17 protein-coding genes are annotated in these 15,875 nt (G+C 71.2%); 7 read left to right on the top strand and 10 right to left on the bottom strand.

Going from position 1 to position 15,875, the window contains the following annotated elements; genetic code table 11:
* Nucleotides 1-2 precede the first annotated feature (2 nt).
* Nucleotides 3-1,049, bottom strand: a complete 1,047-nt coding sequence (locus ACZ6SA_RS39935) for an NAD-dependent epimerase/dehydratase family protein (protein WP_465834120.1) — start codon at nt 1,047-1,049, stop codon at nt 3-5.
* Nucleotides 1,046-2,677: a fatty acid CoA ligase family protein gene (locus tag ACZ6SA_RS39930; protein WP_347649434.1), complete on the bottom strand. Its 1,632-nt coding sequence runs from the start codon at nt 2,675-2,677 to the stop codon at nt 1,046-1,048. Before ACZ6SA_RS39930 ends, ACZ6SA_RS39935 begins: the two co-directional genes overlap by 4 nt.
* A gap of 85 nt (nt 2,678-2,762) precedes the next feature.
* Between ACZ6SA_RS39930 and ACZ6SA_RS39925 the strand changes: the two genes are divergently transcribed.
* Nucleotides 2,763-2,963, top strand: coding sequence for a hypothetical protein (locus tag ACZ6SA_RS39925; protein WP_347649433.1), 201 nt, complete (start codon nt 2,763-2,765; stop codon nt 2,961-2,963).
* Nucleotides 2,964-2,972: 9 nt separating this feature from the next.
* On the opposite strand, the gene ACZ6SA_RS39920 is transcribed toward ACZ6SA_RS39925, so the two are convergent.
* The 3 genes from ACZ6SA_RS39920 to ACZ6SA_RS39910 are packed head-to-tail and all read right to left on the bottom strand — an operon-like array spanning nt 2,973 to nt 5,046.
* Entirely contained in the window at nt 2,973-3,557 is a 585-nt protein-coding gene (locus tag ACZ6SA_RS39920; protein WP_465834117.1) for a hypothetical protein, read from the bottom strand.
* A gap of 14 nt (nt 3,558-3,571) precedes the next feature.
* Complete coding sequence (locus ACZ6SA_RS39915; protein ID WP_465834115.1) at nt 3,572-4,801, bottom strand: beta-ketoacyl-[acyl-carrier-protein] synthase family protein; 1,230 nt, start codon at nt 4,799-4,801, stop codon at nt 3,572-3,574.
* A complete protein-coding gene (locus ACZ6SA_RS39910) occupies nt 4,798-5,046 on the bottom strand; it encodes an acyl carrier protein (RefSeq protein ID WP_347649430.1) in 249 nt (82 codons plus the stop codon). Before ACZ6SA_RS39910 ends, ACZ6SA_RS39915 begins: the two co-directional genes overlap by 4 nt.
* 228 nt (nt 5,047-5,274) lie before the next feature.
* Here ACZ6SA_RS39910 and ACZ6SA_RS39905 point away from each other — a divergent pair, with 228 nt between their 5' ends.
* The 5 genes from ACZ6SA_RS39905 (at nt 5,275) to ACZ6SA_RS39885 (ending at nt 9,606) form a co-directional block, all read left to right on the top strand.
* A complete protein-coding gene (locus ACZ6SA_RS39905; protein ID WP_465834112.1) occupies nt 5,275-5,835 on the top strand; it encodes a hypothetical protein in 561 nt (186 codons plus the stop codon).
* A gap of 296 nt (nt 5,836-6,131) precedes the next feature.
* Nucleotides 6,132-7,406, top strand: coding sequence for an extracellular solute-binding protein (locus ACZ6SA_RS39900; protein WP_465834110.1), 1,275 nt, complete (start codon nt 6,132-6,134; stop codon nt 7,404-7,406).
* A gap of 225 nt (nt 7,407-7,631) precedes the next feature.
* Entirely contained in the window at nt 7,632-8,060 is a 429-nt protein-coding gene (locus ACZ6SA_RS39895) for a hypothetical protein (protein ID WP_347649427.1), read from the top strand.
* A 211-nt stretch (nt 8,061-8,271) separates the two neighbouring features.
* Nucleotides 8,272-8,913 carry a cysteine hydrolase family protein gene (locus tag ACZ6SA_RS39890; protein ID WP_347649426.1) on the top strand — a complete coding sequence of 214 codons (642 nt, stop codon included), beginning with the start codon at nt 8,272-8,274 and terminating at the stop codon, nt 8,911-8,913.
* 195 nt (nt 8,914-9,108) lie between these two features.
* Complete coding sequence (locus ACZ6SA_RS39885; protein ID WP_347649425.1) at nt 9,109-9,606, top strand: hypothetical protein; 498 nt, start codon at nt 9,109-9,111, stop codon at nt 9,604-9,606.
* A 63-nt stretch (nt 9,607-9,669) separates the two neighbouring features.
* Here the strand turns inward: ACZ6SA_RS39885 and ACZ6SA_RS39880 are convergent, their stop codons facing one another.
* Nucleotides 9,670-10,395, bottom strand: coding sequence for an alpha/beta fold hydrolase (locus ACZ6SA_RS39880; RefSeq protein ID WP_465834107.1), 726 nt, complete (start codon nt 10,393-10,395; stop codon nt 9,670-9,672).
* Between the two features lie 138 nt (nt 10,396-10,533).
* On the opposite strand from ACZ6SA_RS39880, the gene ACZ6SA_RS39875 reads away from it, so the two are divergent.
* A complete protein-coding gene (locus ACZ6SA_RS39875; RefSeq protein WP_465834105.1) occupies nt 10,534-11,382 on the top strand; it encodes a helix-turn-helix domain-containing protein in 849 nt (282 codons plus the stop codon).
* 228 nt (nt 11,383-11,610) lie between these two features.
* Here ACZ6SA_RS39875 and ACZ6SA_RS39870 read toward each other — a convergent pair whose 3' ends face one another.
* The 4 genes from ACZ6SA_RS39870 to ACZ6SA_RS39855 all read right to left on the bottom strand — a co-directional run bounded on the left by ACZ6SA_RS39870 (nt 11,611) and on the right by ACZ6SA_RS39855 (nt 15,588).
* On the bottom strand, nt 11,611-12,909 hold the full coding sequence (locus tag ACZ6SA_RS39870; protein ID WP_347649422.1) for an aspartyl protease family protein: 1,299 nt from the start codon (nt 12,907-12,909) through the stop codon (nt 11,611-11,613).
* 445 nt (nt 12,910-13,354) lie between these two features.
* Entirely contained in the window at nt 13,355-14,497 is a 1,143-nt protein-coding gene (locus ACZ6SA_RS39865) for an RNA-guided endonuclease InsQ/TnpB family protein (protein WP_465834103.1), read from the bottom strand.
* A gap of 266 nt (nt 14,498-14,763) precedes the next feature.
* The gene (locus tag ACZ6SA_RS39860) at nt 14,764-15,012 is read right to left on the bottom strand and encodes a serine hydrolase (protein ID WP_465834101.1); all 249 of its coding nucleotides are present in this window, start codon (nt 15,010-15,012) and stop codon (nt 14,764-14,766) included.
* A 126-nt stretch (nt 15,013-15,138) separates the two neighbouring features.
* Nucleotides 15,139-15,588, bottom strand: coding sequence for a DUF3052 family protein (locus tag ACZ6SA_RS39855; RefSeq protein ID WP_465834099.1), 450 nt, complete (start codon nt 15,586-15,588; stop codon nt 15,139-15,141).
* Nucleotides 15,589-15,875 lie beyond the last annotated feature (287 nt).

The raw sequence follows: 15,875 nt of genomic DNA, 5'->3' as shown, positions 1-15,875 counted from the left end.
CCTCAGGGCTGGATCGGTGGTACGGGCGGGCGTGCGGCGCGATCGCCGTCCGGGTCCGCGGCGTGGGCGGACAGGTGGGCGGCGAGCCTGGCCAGGCCCTCGGCCGTGCTGACGCGCGGCACGTAGCCGAGATCGCGGCGGGCGGCGGAGACGTCGAACCAGTGGGAGGTCGTGGCCTGGACGGCGGCGATCCGCGTGACGGGGGGTTGCGAGCGCGTGCGGGCGAGCCGGTAGCCGTATTCGACGACCGCGGCTCCCATCCGGGCCACGCCGGCCGGGACGTACCGGGTCACCGGCGGCAGGCCGGCCGCGCCCAGCAGGCCGTTGACCCAGGCGGCGACCGTGATGGGCTCGTCCTGGGTGATGAAGTAGGCGCGGCCGGCGACCGGCGATCCCGGGGCGAGCACGTCCAGGGCGAGCAGGGTGGCTTCGGCCGCGTTGCCGACGTAGACCGTGTCGATGCGCTTGCCGGGGGCGCGTGGCAGGACGAGCCGGCCGCGGTGGGCCTGGGCGACGAGCCTGGGCAGGAAATGCGGGTCTCCCGGCCCCCAGATGAGGTGCGGGCGCAGCGCGACGGTGGCCAGCCGCTCGTTGCCGGCGGCCAGCACGATCCGTTCGGCGATCGCCTTGCTCGCCGGGTAGTGGGCCAGGAAGCGGCGGGCGTAGGGGGCCGACTCGTCGACGCCCTCCAGGTCGCCTCCGTCGTGCACGACGCTGGGCGAGGAGATGTGCACCAGCCGGGTGACGCCGGCCCGCAGGCACGCCTCGATCAGGTTCGCCGTGCCCGCCACGTTGATCGACCGGTAGGCGTGGGCCGGTCCCCACATCCCGGCCAGGGCGGCGCAGTGCACGACGGCCTCGCAGCCGGCCACGGCGGCGCGTACGCCGTCCGGGTCACGGATGTCGGCGGCGTGCTGGACGACGCCGAGCGCGTCCAGCTCCGGGTGGCCGCGGCGGCCCAGCGTCGAGACGTGCTCGCCTCGCGCGGCCAGCAGCCGGCACACGGCCTGGCCGAGGAATCCGCCGCCGCCGGTCACCAGCACCTTCACCGCCCGTCACCGCCCAGCTCGCGCGCGGCCCAGCGGGCCAGCAGCGGGCGGCGGATCTTGCTGGCGTGCCGGACGTCCATGGGGAAGCCCGGGTGGGCCAGCACGTGCCCGATGCCGCCGATCGCGGCGGCCCGCACCCGTTCGACGATCTCGCGACGCTCGCGCCCGGGGGTGCCCGGCTCGCACTCCACGCACAACACCGGGCGCTGGCCGCCCGGCGGCCCCACGCCCACCAGCGCGCTGCGGTGCACGCCCGGCAGCGCGTTGACGATCGGCTCGACCTGGTCGGTGTACATCTCGCCGTCGGCGGTGCGCACGCGTTCGCTCTTGCGTCCCGCGAACCACAGCCGCCCCCGCTCGTCCTGCCAGCCGAGATCCCCCATGCGGTGCACCGGCTCGCCGTCGTCGTCGATGCGGGCCAGCGCGCTCTCGCGCGGGCGCTTCAGGTACGGGTCGCTGACCGCGGGGCCGGCCACGGTGATCTCCCCCACGGTGCCGGCCGGCACCACCAGATCGTCCGACCAGCGCGGGATCGCCTCGTCGGTGATGCCGATGACGCGGACCCGGTTCCCGGGCAGCGCCGAGCCCAGGCAGGTGCCGGCGCCGCGCGCGGTGTCCGCCGCCGTTCCCGCGAGCTCGGCCGCGTCCGCCACGGCGACCAGCAGGCATTCGGTCGCGCCGTACACCGAGCGGACGTCGGCGTGCGCGGGCAGGCACCGCTGGGCGCGCCGCAGCACCGAGAAGGGCAGGGGCGCGCCGGCGGTGAGCACGATCTGGAGGCTGTCCAGGACCTGCCCGTGGCGCGCGCAGTGACGGGTGAGCCGGTCCAGCAGCGCGGGCGCCGCGAACAGGCCCCGCACGCCGTGGGCGGCGATGGAGGCGGCCATGGCGGCCGGGTCGGTGCGTCCGGGACGGCGCAGGTCGAGCCGCGGGATGACCGAGGCGCACCCCATCGCCGGCGCCGCCACCGCGAACGGCAGGAAGGTCGAATACACCGTGGCGCCCGGCTCGAGCGCGCCCAGGTGCGCCAGCAGCTCGGTCTGCCCGGCCAGGTGCCGGTGGCGGTAGGGCACTCCTTTCGGCACGCCGGTGGAGCCGGAGGTGAAGGCGATCAACGCCAGATCGTCGGCGTACGGCGTCCGTGGGCGCGCCGCGGCGACCGGCGGCGTGCCGGCGTGGAGGCGGCGGATGCGGGCGAACCACAGGGCGGGCGTGGCGAACGTGACGGTGGCGGTCACGCTGCCGCGTGCCCAGCCCAGCAGGAGCCGCGCCAGATGAGCGCGCGGAACCGCGATGAACGCCTGGACGGCGGCCTCCTCGAGGCAGGCGCCGATGGCGCGCGCCCCGAGCCCCGGGTCGATCAGGACGGGTACGGCCCGCAGCCGGAGCAGCGCCAGCACCACCGCGACCAGATCCCGGCCGGGCGGGATCATCACCGCGGCCCGCGTCCCGGCCGTCACCCCGGCGCGGGCCAGCCTGGCCGCCGCCTCGGTGATGAGCTCGTCGAGCCGCCCGTAGGTCAGCTCCTCGGCGCCGCGACGGCGATCGACGCGGCAGGCGACCGTGCCGGGCCGGGCGCGCGTCCAGTGTTCGGTCATCGCCACGACGTCGAAGAGCGGGGTGGTCACGCCTCACCTCTCACAGCTCGTTCTGGATCACTACCGTATGGTAACTCTACGTAGCAGAACATTACTTACAGTGAATGGATTCGCCATGCGCCGCCTCATCACCGTCCTCGCCTCCACAGCCGCAGGAAGCGCCCTCCTGGTCGTCACGGCAGGGCCCGCCCTCAGCGTCTCGATCATCGACTGCATGCTCGGCACCGGCGTGGTCCTGCCGAGCCCGACCAGCACGAGCCGCATGACCTGCTACGGCGGCACCTTCCACGGCTCCCCCGTGAGCGGGATCGCCTGACGGGCGGGCTCAGCAGGGCACGGCTTCCAGGAAGGGCATGGCCTTGGGCAGCCCGCCGCCAGGGAACCGCAGAGCGGGCGTCACCCCAGGCGTCACCACTGGCGTCACCACTGGCGTCACCACTGGTGTAACCCCCGGCTGGGACGGCGTTGGCTGGGGCGGCGTTGGCACCCCGACGCGCGGCGCCGCGCCGGCGGCGCGACTGACGACCAGACCCGGCGCGACGATCCTGGCCCAGGCTCTGGCGATGGCGTCGACGGGAACGTTGATGCAGATCTTGCCCTGCCCCACTTCCAGCCCCTCTTCCTGATCACCGGGCAGGGCATCGGGCAGGGCATCGGGCGGGGCGTCGAGCGGGGCATCCGCCGACGGGAGCCCGGTGCCGGCGACGACAGGCCGGGGCGTCGCGGCGGGAACACCGGCGACGACCGGACCGGCCGGCGAGGGCACGATGCCGGGAACACCGGCGGCGACCGGTGAGGGCGTGGCGACGTCGGCGGCGACCGGACCGGCCGGCCCGCCGGCGAGCAGGACGGCGAGCGGGAAGGCGGGCAGGACGGCGGCGGTGACGCCGGTGAGAGCGGAGATGCGCACGACAGGTCCTCGGGTCAGCACGGCGAGAAGATCAGGGCGGCGTTGTGGCCGCCGAAACCGAAAGAGTTCGACATGACCGGCCGCGGCGTCATGGGCCGCACCCGGTCGACGACATCGACGTCGCACCGCGGGTCCACGTGCTCGAGGTTGGCCGTGGGCGGGATGGCACGTTCCTGCAGCGCCAGCACGGCCGCCACGGCCTCGATGGCGCCCGCGGCGGCGATGGCGTGCCCGGTGACCCCCTTGACCGAGGTGACCGCAACTTTCGCCGGGCCGAACACCTCGTTGATCGCCTGGGCCTCGGCCACGTCGTTGAGCGGTGTGCCGGTGCCGTGCGCGTTGACGTGCGCGATCTCCTCCGGGGCCAGGCCCGCGTCGGCGAGCGCGGCGCGCATGCAACGGGCCGCCCCCTCGCCCTGCGGCGACGGCGCGGTGAGATGGTGGGCGTCGGAGACGGAGGCGTAGCCGGTCAGCTCGGCGTAGACATGGGCGTCGCGGCGCATGGCGTGTTCGAGGTTCTCCAGGACGACGAACGCGGCGCCCTCGGCCAGCACGAAGCCGTCCCGATCACGGTCGAAGGGCCGGCTGGCACGCTCAGGCGCGTCGTTGCGCTGCGACAGGACCTGGCAACGCCGGAAGCCCAGCAGCACCGTCGGAGTGATACAGGCCTCCGCTCCACCGGCGATCGCCACGTCGGCGTGCCCTCCGCGCACCAGGCGGCCCGCCTCGCCGATCGCGTGGGAGCCTGAGGCGCAGGCCGTCTCCACCGACAGGCTGGGACCCTGGATGCGGTGGTGAATGCTGATCGCGGCGGCCGCCGAGTTGTGCATGGCCATCGGCACGCACAGCGGGCCCGGATCGCCGCGTCCGGAATGCTGCCCTCCGAGCATGACCGCCTCGTCCGTCATCCTGCCGCCGAAGCAGGTGCCGGTCACCACCGCCCGGCGCTGCGGCGGCGCTCGCAGGGCGCCCGCGTCGGCCAGAGCGTCGGTGGCGGCGCAGAAGGCCAGCTGAGCCATCCGGTCGAGCCGCGACGCCTGCTTGGCGGGCAGGTACGCCTCCATGTCCAGGTCGGCGATCTGGCAGGCGAAGCCGACGCCCAGCCCTTCGGTGTCGAACGAGATGATCGGGCGGGCGGTGGACCGGCCGGCCAGCAGCGTGTTCCACACCTCCTTGGGGTGGGCGCCCGCCGGAGTACGCACCCCCAGGCCGGTCACCGCGACACGAACCCCGGGCACGCTCACACCGATCCCCTCAGCAGCAGGCGGGCCCTGGCGATCACATCGCCCACGGTCCGCACGTCAGCGAGGGTCTCGCGAGGCAGCGGCCCCCACCTGTCCTCCAAGGCCACGTGCAGCTCGGCCAGATCCAGGCTGTCGGCCTCCAGGTCCTCACGCAGCAGCGCGTCCACGGTCACCCGGCCCGGGTCGACCTTCAGGATCCGCACGCAGTGCTCCCGCACCACGGTCGCGATGTCGTCCTCACCCACGATGAAACTCCCTCCCCCAGGGCACAGTCAGCGCTCGTGCCACCCAGCGTCGCCCATACCGCGACAACTGATCACTTGTGGCACGGCGTGCGCCGTTAAGAAGTCGATCAAGTTTTCCCGCCAGGCGCCGCGCTCGCCGCCCCGCAGCACGCCCCCTCCTATCGTGGGCTCCACCTCGGAAGATCACCGAGCGCCGCACACCGGCCACCACCAGGACAAGGAGACGACATGCCCGTTCACCCGCTCATGCGCGCAGGCGCGGCCACGGCCGCGGCGGTGGCGATGACGACGGCGACCACATCACCCGCCGCGGCCACCACCCGGCAGACCCTGCTCACCTGCCAGGTCTCCACCACCGCCGAACGCCCCATCACGTTCGCCCCGCCGGTCAGGTTCCTGCCGGACACCGTCACCGCCCAGGCCAGGCTCGCGCTGACCGGCTGCACCGCCTCATCGCCCTCGGCCGCCGGGATGCGCTCCGGCGTCATGACCGTGCGCAGCACCGGCCGCGCCTCCTGCGCCGGCGCGCAAGACATACACGGCAAAGGCACCATCACCTGGTACGGCGCCGACGGCCGGCGAGCCGGCGTCTCCACCCTGCGACCATCGATGGAGAAGCTGACCGGCCACAACCCCGGCGACATGCTCCTCAGCGGACGGGTCAGCAAAGGAGCGCTGGCGGGCAGCAAGGTTGCCGGCACCGCCACCCCGACCTCCAACATCAGCATCTGCGCCACCAAGGGACTCAGCACCGTCCACGGCAAAGGAAGGATCACCTTCTTCGCCTGACCACCAGGATCCGGCCGCACGGTGACCCCGCCCCACCGGCACGCGCCGCGCGGGCCCGCCGTCGCCTGCGGCCGGACTCCCCCGCAGCCCTCCGGAAGTCCCCACACCGGCGCCCACCGGACCGCACCGCGCAACACGGCCTGCGCCCCCGACACCGGCGGCGCTGTGTCGCGAAACCCCCTACCTCCCTTACCGATCATCGCGCTAACGTCAGACCTCAGATCCATGCCACGGGCACCGCAGTGCCGAGAACGTTCCTTCCACCCCCAGCAGAAGACCCCAAGGAGGAAAGAGCCGTGAGCTCTGGCAAGAAGATCTGGTCGGCGGCCCTGCTCGCCACCGCCATGGTGGCGGTCACCACGGCCTGCGGCGGCGGCGAGAGCACCGACGACGAGGTCAAGCTGCGCTTCGCCTACTGGGGCAGTGACGCGCGCCGCGAGATGACCGAAGCGGCGATCGCGAAATTCGAGGCGAAGAACCCGACCATCGACGTCGAGGGCGAGATCTCCGACTTTCCCAGCTACTACGAAAGGCTGGCCACCCAGGTCGCGGGCCGGGACGCGCCCGACGTCATCACCCTGGAAATCCGCGCGCTCCGCGAATACGCCGAACGCGGCGCGCTGGCCGACCTGGCCTCCAAGGTCAGCGCCGCCGACATCGACGCCAAAATACTGGCGACCGGCGTCGTCGACGGCAAGCAGTACGCCATCCCCACCGGCGTCAACTCCTTCGCGATGGTGATCAACTCCGCCCTGGTCAAGCGCGCCAGAGCCACGCTCCCCGACGACAGCTCCTGGACCTGGGAAGATTTCGTCGAACTCTGCTCCAAGGTCACGACCGGCACCGACGGGAAGATCACCGGCACCCAGCTGACCTGGAACCCCGCGTACCTGCAGATCTACGCCGCCCAGAAGGGCGAGCAACTCTACGCCGGCAACAAGATCGGCGTGTCCCCCCAGACCCTCGAAGACTGGTGGGCCATCACGCAGGACCTGATCAGGACCAAAGGCTCCCCCAGCGCCGACAAGAGCTCCGAACTGTACGACGCCGGCATCGAACAGACGCTCATCGGCACCAACACCGGCGCCACGAGCATGATCTGGACCAACGTCCTCGGCGCGGCCGCCAAGGCATCAGGCCAGGAACTCGACCTCGTGCGCATGCCGAAGATCGAAGGCGCCACGACCAGCGGCATGTTCCTGCAGCCGGCCATGTTCTACACCGCCTCCTCCAGGTCGGAGCACGCCGCCGAGGCCGCGAAGTTCATCGACTTCATGGTCAACGACGCCGAAGCCGGCCAGAACATCCTCAGCGACCGCGGCCTGCCCGCCAACGCCAAGGTGCTGTCCGCCGTCAGCGCCAAACTCCCGGAGGCCGACCAGAAGACCCTGGCGTTCGTGAACGAAGTCCGTGGCGAACTGGCCGACCCGCCCGCCGCCCCTCCCAAGGGCTCCAGCGCCATGGAAGGCATCCTCAGGCGCTACTCCGAGGAGGTCATCTTCAACCGGATGCCCCCCGACGAGGCCGCGCAGAAACTCATCACCGAGGCCAACGCCCTGCTCGCCGGCTGACCGCCGCCGCGCACCCCGCCGGCCTGCGGGGCCGGGAGGGTGCGCGGCGATCCAGTTCGACGCGCTCAGCGCACACCGCACCACCCGGCGTGAAGTCGCCTCCTGGGGCCCGGGAGAGCGGGGCGCCGCTCCCGCGCCGCCGAGTCCTCGCGTTGAACCCGCGGCCGCCGGCGCGCGTACCTGGACATGGTCTCTCCACCGCCGGACCCGAGAAAGGTGCGCGAGATGAGGCATCTGCGAATCATTGCGGCATCCAGCCTGACCGTCCTGGGCGTGGGCCTCGCCGTCTTCACGATCTTCGCTCCCGCACCGAGCAGCACCGCGACCGCCCATCACCACCCGACCCGACCCGTCGCGGGCGAACCCCTCCCCGGCGCCGGCCTGGACCGCATCCTCGCCGCCATCGAGTGTGACCGGCCGTCGGTCCAGGTCGATGCGAGCGAACTGCGCCAGGTGTCCTGCCGAACCGGCGCCGGCCGCTACGTCGTCATGACCTTCACCACGCGAGAGAACCAGGACGCGTGGTACGAAGGAGCCCGGGCCTACGGCGGGACGTATCTCGTGGGCGACCGGTGGACCGTCGTCTCCGATCCGAAGCTCCTGGCCGAGCCGCACGCTCGACTCGGCGGCCGCATCGAAAGCCACCAGCACTGATCGTACGGCCTGACCGGTGATGCTCTGTTTTCATCGCTGAATGTGGGAGTCGTTACCAGAGCGGGCGGCTTTACAAAGTAGAGCAGAGATTTCCGGGGCGTCCGAGTATGCGGCAAACGGCATTTGAACCGGGCTTACTTGATTCTTGTGAATGATGGGCACAAGCCTGTTCCTGGGTTGCTCTCATCGTCCCAGGCAAGGAGCGGATGTCATGTCCCAGGTGTACGAGCCCCGCCACACGGCCGTGCTGCTGGTCGATCCCTACAACGACTTCCTGTCCGAGGGCGGCAAGGTGTGGCCGCACGTGGAGTCCGTGGCGAAGCAGGTCGGGCTGCTGGACCACCTGAGCTCCGTGATCGCCGCCGCCCGAAGGACCGGCATCCGGATAATGATCGTTCCGCACCGCCGCTGGGAGCCGGGCGACTACGAGACCTGGGATCACCCCAACCCGACGCAACGCGCCATCATGAAGCGTCACAGCTTCGCCCGCGGGACCTGGGGTGGGGAGTTCCACCCCGACTTCCGGCCGCAGCCCGGCGACGTCGTGGCACGGGAGCACTGGGCGCAGAGCGGGTTCGCCAACACCGACCTCGACTTCCAGCTCAAGCAGCACGGCATCACCCATGTCGTGCTCATCGGCCTGCTGGCGAACACCTGCATCGAGTCCACCGGCCGATTCGCCATGGAACTCGGCTACCACGTCACGCTGGTGCGCGACGCCACCGCGGCGTTCCTGCCCGAGATGATGCACGCCGCACACGAGCTGAACGGCCCCACCTTCGCCCACGCCATCACCACCGCCGACGAGCTCGCCGCCGCATGGTGCATCTCGCCGGCCGCCAGGACGGCCTGACCAGTACGTCACCGCGGACGACCGGGCCGTGCGGTCCTGACCGCGTCCGCCGTCGGGACCGTCCGCGGAGACCGGACATCAACCGGACATCGACCGGCCATTTCTTAATATCGGGCGCCTATGTCGGTCCGAGCAGGAGAACGTCGCTAATGTTCCTTCCCGTACATCACCCTGTCCGGCAAGGAAAGATGGACCATGAAGAAGAATGTGCTGGTAGCGAGCGCGCTGACCGCCGCGGCGGCCATCGTCGGAGTCGGCGCGCCCGCCGCTCAGGCGGAGGCCAGGACGGTGCCGCTGGTGCGTTATTTCGACGGGCTCAAGCACTATGTCACCAGCGGCGCCCGGCCTGGCCCGAAATATCGCGAGGAAGGACGGGTGCCCATTCTCACCAAGAAAGAGCCGGGCACCAGGGCCATCTACGGCTGCCTCTCCGGAAACGCGAAGCGCGACCAATTCCTGTCCGGCGCGGCCGACTGCGAGAACAGCGTCAACCCCTCGGCCAAGCGGCACGCCAAACTGCGTACCGAGGGTTATCTCTTCACCAGCCCCGGCCCCGGCAGAAGGGCGCTGTACCGCTGCTACGTCCCGCACACGCAGAGCCACTTCGTCTCGCTGAGGCCGGACTGTGAGTCGAAGCCGCCCACCTCGAAGGTGAACAAGGAGTTCGTCCTCGGATACTTCCCCCACGCATAGGGAGCGCCCCGGCCGCGCGTCGCGCCGTCATCGCCGCGCGGCCGACCGCGGTCAGGAGCCGGGTCAGCCGAGCTTGAGCAGCAGATCGGCGAGCTCGGCCGGCATGGTGATCATGCAGTCGTGGCCCGTCTCCAGTTCCCACACCTGCGCCGGGCTGCCGTTGGGCTGTGTCGCCGGGACCGGCCGCCGCTCGATGCCCTCCGGCACGCCGGCCACGCAGTGGATGTGGGTCCGCGCAATGGTGCGCACGGCCGGGTCGTCCAGCCGGACCGGCTGCTGGAGGCAGAGCACCGGCTGATCGGACAACATCGCCCGCAGCCACGCCACGTCCGCCGGGTCGGTCACCCCGAACAGGCCCAGGGGCGGCGGCAACTCCGGCATCGGCGGGATCCGCCAGGGCGCCGCGGACTCCGCCGCGCCGTCGATGAGGGCCTGGGTCACAGGCTGCACGTCCACCGCGCTCTCGCCGTCCTCCGGGACCATCGCGTCGAGATAGACCAGATGGGAGATCCGATCCGGGATCCGGTTGGCGGCGGAGGAGATGACCAGCCCGGCGTAGCTGTGCCCCACCAGGATCACGTCGGTGAGGTCCTGCTCGATGATCAGCTCGACGACGTCGTCGACGTGTGTGTCCAGCCCCACCTCGGGACCGAGCAGATGCGCCCTGTCGCCGTAGCCGGTCAGCGACGGCGCCAGCGCCCGGTGCCCGGCCGCGGCCAGCAACGGCACCACCCGTTCCCAGCATTGCCCGCTGTGCCAGGCCCCGTGCACCAGCAAAAATGTAGACATGGTGTAGCTCCTTGCCGTGTCACCGCTGTTCGTACGGAGGCGAGGTTTCCGCTTGCCGGCCGGCGGAGCCAGGGTCCCGGCGATCCTGGGGGCGAGGGGACCAGGCACGCGCGAAGGCGCGCGCACTACTGTGGCGGCATGAGCGACGAATCCAACCTCCTGGGCGACTACGTACGCGCCCGCAGGGAGCTCGTCACTCCCGAACAGGCCGGCATCTCCTCGGTGGGCGTACGGCGGGTGCCCGGCCTGCGCCGGGAGGAGGTCGCGATGCTCGCCGGTATCAGCGCCGACTACTACCTGCGCCTGGAACAGGGTCGCGACCGCAACCCCTCCGCCCAGGTCCTCGAGTCCCTGGCCCGCGTGCTGCGGCTCGACGACGACGCGACCGCCTACCTGCTACGGCTGGGGACGGAGGGACCTCGGCGGCGACGGCGGCCCAGGAAGGAGTCCGTTCCCACGGGTGTCGCCAAGCTCGTCGGCACGCTCGCGCTGCCCGCGTACGTGGAGGGCCGCTACTTCGACGTCCTGGCCGCCAACGCGCCGGCGACCGCTCTGTCACCGCGACTCGTGGCGGGGCGCAACCGCCTGCGGGACGTGTTCCTCGAACCCGCCGAGCAGGCCCTGTTCCCGGACTGGAAGGACGCCGCGCAGGGCATGGTCGCCGGCTTCCGCAAGTCCGTCGGCACCGACACCGACGACCCCAGGTTCATCGAGCTCGTCGGCGAGCTCTCCCTCGCCCACCCTCACTTCAGCAGGCTGTGGGCCCGCCACGACGTGAACACGTGCGACGGCGCGTCCAAGCACCTCGACCATCCCCAGGTCGGCGACCTGTGGCTGAACCGGGAGAGGCTGGGGGTCAGCGGCGCGCCAGGTCAGACGCTCGTCATCCTCCACCCGGACCCCGGCACCGACAGCGCCGACAAGCTGGCTCTTCTCGCGTCCATCACGCGCACAGCGGAGACCCCGCCTCGTCCGGACCCGTGCTGAACTGCTGCGCAGCCTCGGCGTGGACGAGCCGGTCGACGCCGCCGCACCCCTGAGATCGCGTCAGGTTGCTCCGGGCGCGTGGAGTGTGCGGCGAACGGCGTCGCGGCCTCCAGTTCCTCTGCCTGGAACCGGAACGAGACGCCCGGCGCCTCCTGCCGGGCCAGGCGCAGCAGTCCGGGGGCCAGCGCCGCACCACGGCGGCGGCTGACGCCCGAGCGGTCACGGTGATCAGCGGGCTTTGCCGCGGGTGACGTAGAGGTTCATGTCGGTGAAGTCGGTGGTGACGGTGTAGGGCTTGTAGAAGCAATGGGCGAAGTGGCCCAGCACGTCGAAGCCGTGAGGGCTGAGCGGCAGGTGCGGGTCCGAGTAGCAGTAGACGTTTTCGGCGACGGCGTCGCCCAGGCGGAGCTCGTTCGGGTAGCACGGGTAGGCGACGGCCGGCTGGCTGTGGGCGAAAGTCTCGATCGGGCGGTCGTGGTCGACACGGACGTCCAGCAGCTCGGCCGCCGGCCCGTGCAGGCCCGCGGCGATCTCGCCGACGCCGCCGAAGCCCACGCCCAGCACCCGGGTGCCGGAGCCGGCGATGCTGCCCCTGCTGAACGTCTGGTGCTCACGGGCCAGATACAGCGGCAGAGGCTCGGTGCCTGCCCGCACCGCGGCGGCGCGTACCTTTCTGGCCGTTTCGGGGGTCTTGCGGCGCAGGATGAGCGACCGGCCGGCGTAGTCGAAGGTGGGCAGCAGGTGGTAGAAGACCCACATGCCGATCATGCCGTCGCTCCGCGCGTCGACGTCGTCGCCGGACTCCGACTCCAGCCAGGCCACGGGGACGTTGCGCAGCTCCATGCCGCCGACCTCGAACGAGGCCAGCACCCCCACGTTCCGCCATGCGATGCCGCCCAGGTGATCGATCTGCTTCCTGGCCACGGCGCTCACCCCTGCTTCCCTGGCCACCGACGCCGACAAGCTCAGTGCCGGGGCGCCGGTGTAGAACTGGAAGCGCTTCGCCGACCCGCCATTGACCGAGGCTTCGACCAGCGGAAACGGGTCCATCTGCAGCCAGGGCACCTGCGTGGTGTCGCCGTGGATCTGGTACGGCTCGCCGCGGACCGCCGCGAACCAGGTGGCGTTCAGCTCGTTGCCGGCCGCCTTCCAGTGCGGTGCGGACAGGGCGAACTTGTCCTGCCGGATGTAGCAGTCGGCGAGGTACTGGTTGGCCTGCCTGTCGTCGGGCGCCAGCTCGACGGCCATCGTGAGGTATTTCTCGGCCGCCGGGAACCGGTTGGACAGCAGCGCGATGAAGCCGCGCCGGCGGGCCGCGTGCAGATTCGCGGGGTCCGTTCCGAGGATCTCCTCGTACGCGCGGGCGGCCTGGTCGAACTCCCCGGCCTTGAACAGCGCGTCCGCGTCGGCGCCGCGGGCTCGCGCCGTTGCCGTCCCGCCCAGCAGCGGCGCGACGGCGGTGGCGCCGGCCAGCAAGGCGGCACCCCGCAACACCGAACGCCGGTCCCACGCTCCACCATCAGCCAAGGCCCTCTCCTCGATCATCTCAGCTGTGACCTGTGTCCAGCGGACGGTCACAGCGGCCCAGGCGGGGCCGCGGCGCGCCGCCGAGTGTCAACAGCGCACCGCGTGAACTCGCCCGCCGGTCAACTCCACCCACTGTCGACCGGCCGTGTCCCCGCCCGGTCCGCGCCGTGTCATCGTCGTGTCACCGTCACAGCGGAGCGGCCCGGTTGGCCCGCCTGGGCCGGCTCACGGCCGGGCCAGGCGGACGGGGCGGCGCGAGGCTGCGGGTGTGCTCTCAGCGCCACTGGTAGCGCGTTTGGGACGATCGGCTACCGGTGGCGAAGCGAACGCCTTGTGGGGCTGGATCTGGTAGAGGTCAGCTTCTCGGCCGTAAACGACTCTGTTAGCCGGTTACGACCGAGCTTGCAACTCCTCGCCGTACATGGGGTGCACGGTCTGGTCCGCGTCAGGCAGCGTGACTCACTGCCCAGCCCGTCTCACCGCGTGAGGCGATGTTGCGGGCTGCGTTGACGTCGGCGTGCTCAGCGAAGCCGCACGACGTGCAGGAGAAGGTGGCCTGGTCGGGCCGGTTGCGCCGGTCCACGTGCCCGCACTGCGAGCACTGCTGTGAGGTGTAGGACGGATCGACGTAGATGACGGCGACACCGGCCCGGGCCGCCTTGTAGTCGATGAAGCCGCCCAACTGGTGGAAACTCCACCCATGCAGCGTGACCCGCTGGGGCTTGCGAAGCCGTACCCGCTCGCGGATGCCCTGGAGGTCTTCCAGAGCGATCCCGCGCCCGGTGCGTTCCGCCTCGGTCACGATCTGCTTGGCGATCACATGATTGGTGTCGGCCGCGAAACGGGCCTCCTTGCGGCGACGGCGCTTGAGCAGCCGCTTGGCGGACTTGGTGGCTTTGGCCTGCAACCGGCGGCGCAATGCACGATGCCGGTGCCGCACCGCGTTCAGCCCTTCACCGCTGCGCCGGACGCCGTCGCTGGTGGTGGCGATGTCGGCGATGCCCAGGTCCACGCCCAAGAACCCCTCCGGCGCGGCGGCCGGGACGTCGGGGACCTCGATGGTGGCGTGCAGGAACCACATCCCGTCCCGGCACACCAGATCCGACTCGCCACGGCGGTGGGCGGCCAGCAGGGCCAGGTGCTCCTCTGAGCCGGTGAAGGCCACCCCTTTCAGCCGCCCGCCGGTCGTCCAGATCGACACCGTCCGCGCCTCATGCTGCCAGGACAGGCACCGGTCGTCATACGGCTGAGCCGCCAGCGGCCGGAAGGAGACCGGCTTGGCTTCGGCCTTGACCCGGCGCGGGGATCCGGGCCTGCCCAGATTCCCGGCGGCCAGGTTGGCGTGCAGCGTGCGATAGGCGTCGCACACCTTCTTGATCACATGCTGGGCGGCCTGGGCCGCCAGCCCGAACTCCGCCTTGACCTGATCGTAGGCGTGCCTGCGCAGATCGAAGTTACGGAAACATCGCTGTTCGAAGGCGAGGGCCGCGACCACAGTCGCCGCAGCGTTGGCGGCGCGCAGGGTCGCCTCCAACGCCGTCGCCTGCTGCGGCGTCGGCAGGAGCTTCACCTGCACCACCAGTTTCACAATCGAACAAACTATCATCAGGTCCATGTCACCGCCGGTTATCAGAATGGGGAACCCAACCCCGATATCCGGCAGGGCCGTAGCGTGGTCCGCAGCCCGCATGCGCATTCGGTCTTCACGCCCAAAGACCGGCGCAAGGTGTTCACCGACGAGATCCCGCGCCGCGCCACGAGGACATCATGATCGAGGTGTGCGACAAGGAGTACATCGACAACCAGAAGCGGCCAGACCGAGCGCCGCACGAAGACCGAAGATCAGGGCACCGCTCAAACCTGGCGGCCCTCCCGCGCTGTCGTTTCCCCCCCGGCGCAAACACCCGGGGTCCCACGCCAGATCACGCTGAAGATCGGCGTACCGGAGGTGATCGGTCGCCCGGTGGCCGGGTCGGCCGTGCCCGCCACCGCGTCGACGATCAGCGCGCCGTCCTGATAGACAGCCACCTGCACGCCGGTCTCCGCGCCGGTGGCGACCAGCGTGTCGATATGACGCTGGATCCGGTCCTGTACCTCGCTCATCGCATCCCCCCACTCGCCGGCCACGCGGAGAAATCTTCCGGAGGTAGACGGCCGGCGGAGGGAGAACTCATCGGTCGAACGCGCCGCGGCACACCCGCACGGCGGGCTGCTTTCTCCTCCGGCGCCTCAGCGCCTGGTCCTTCGCGAGGGCGGCCACGTCAGCCTGATCGCCCGCCGGCCGCCACCGAGACTGACGCCGTGGGTCCGGACGAGTCCCGCGGCCGGCACGGATCCGGCGAGCTCATCCGGCAGGACATAGCCGTCATGGCCGGCCTCGGGAGTGACGACCCAGATCCAGCCGGCGTCGGCGAGGTTGCCCATCGCGTCCATGAGGGCGTCGACCAGGTCGTCGCCGCCTCCGTCGCCCGCGCGCCAGCACAACAACACGACGTCGACGACCTCGTCGGCGCTCTCGTCCAGCAGTTCGCCGCCGCACCGTTGTTCCAGCGCGGCTCGGACGCCGTCGATCCAGGCGGCGGCCTCCGGGGCCGGGTTCCTCGTCTGGACGGCCATCCCCCGCTCGATGCCGAGCAGATCGGCGATGCCCTCCTCCATCGCCTCACCGGGCACCGCCACCGCCTTCTCCCGTGCTGCTCCCGCCGCCACCGTGGTGCCCGCTGGACGAGCCGCCGGGATCGCGGTCGCACGGCTCCGACAGGGCTTGACGCGTCCGTCGCCGCAAGCCTGCATGCCGACGGCGCGGCGTCGGCCCGCGCCGGAAGGTGGTGTTCCGGCGCGGGGCCCGCTCAGCGTCGTCAGACCTCTTCGACGCTGCTCGGCTCGCGCCGGGACAGGTCGATTCCGAGCTCCTCCGCGGCGCGGAAGACGTCCTCGTCGGTGTCACGCATCTCGATGGACATGCC

Source organism: Nonomuraea sp. NPDC049378, assembly GCF_055586745.1.
This window is presented reverse-complemented; position numbering and strand designations above follow the sequence as displayed.

Bases quoted from the DNA above. Each gene is read 5' to 3' on its own strand.
- ACZ6SA_RS39925 (WP_347649433.1), top strand. From the start codon at position 2,763: ATGCGCCGCCTCATCACCGTCCTCGCCTCCACAGCCGCAGGAAGCGCC.
- ACZ6SA_RS39905 (WP_465834112.1), top strand. From the start codon at position 5,275: ATGCCCGTTCACCCGCTCATGCGCGCAGGCGCGGCCACGGCCGCGGCG.
- ACZ6SA_RS39895 (WP_347649427.1), top strand. From the start codon at position 7,632: ATGAGGCATCTGCGAATCATTGCGGCATCCAGCCTGACCGTCCTGGGC.
- ACZ6SA_RS39890 (WP_347649426.1), top strand. From the start codon at position 8,272: ATGTCCCAGGTGTACGAGCCCCGCCACACGGCCGTGCTGCTGGTCGAT.
- ACZ6SA_RS39885 (WP_347649425.1), top strand. From the start codon at position 9,109: ATGAAGAAGAATGTGCTGGTAGCGAGCGCGCTGACCGCCGCGGCGGCC.
- ACZ6SA_RS39880 (WP_465834107.1), bottom strand. From the start codon at position 10,395: ATGTCTACATTTTTGCTGGTGCACGGGGCCTGGCACAGCGGGCAATGC.
- ACZ6SA_RS39875 (WP_465834105.1), top strand. From the start codon at position 10,534: ATGAGCGACGAATCCAACCTCCTGGGCGACTACGTACGCGCCCGCAGG.
- ACZ6SA_RS39860 (WP_465834101.1), bottom strand. From the start codon at position 15,012: ATGAGCGAGGTACAGGACCGGATCCAGCGTCATATCGACACGCTGGTC.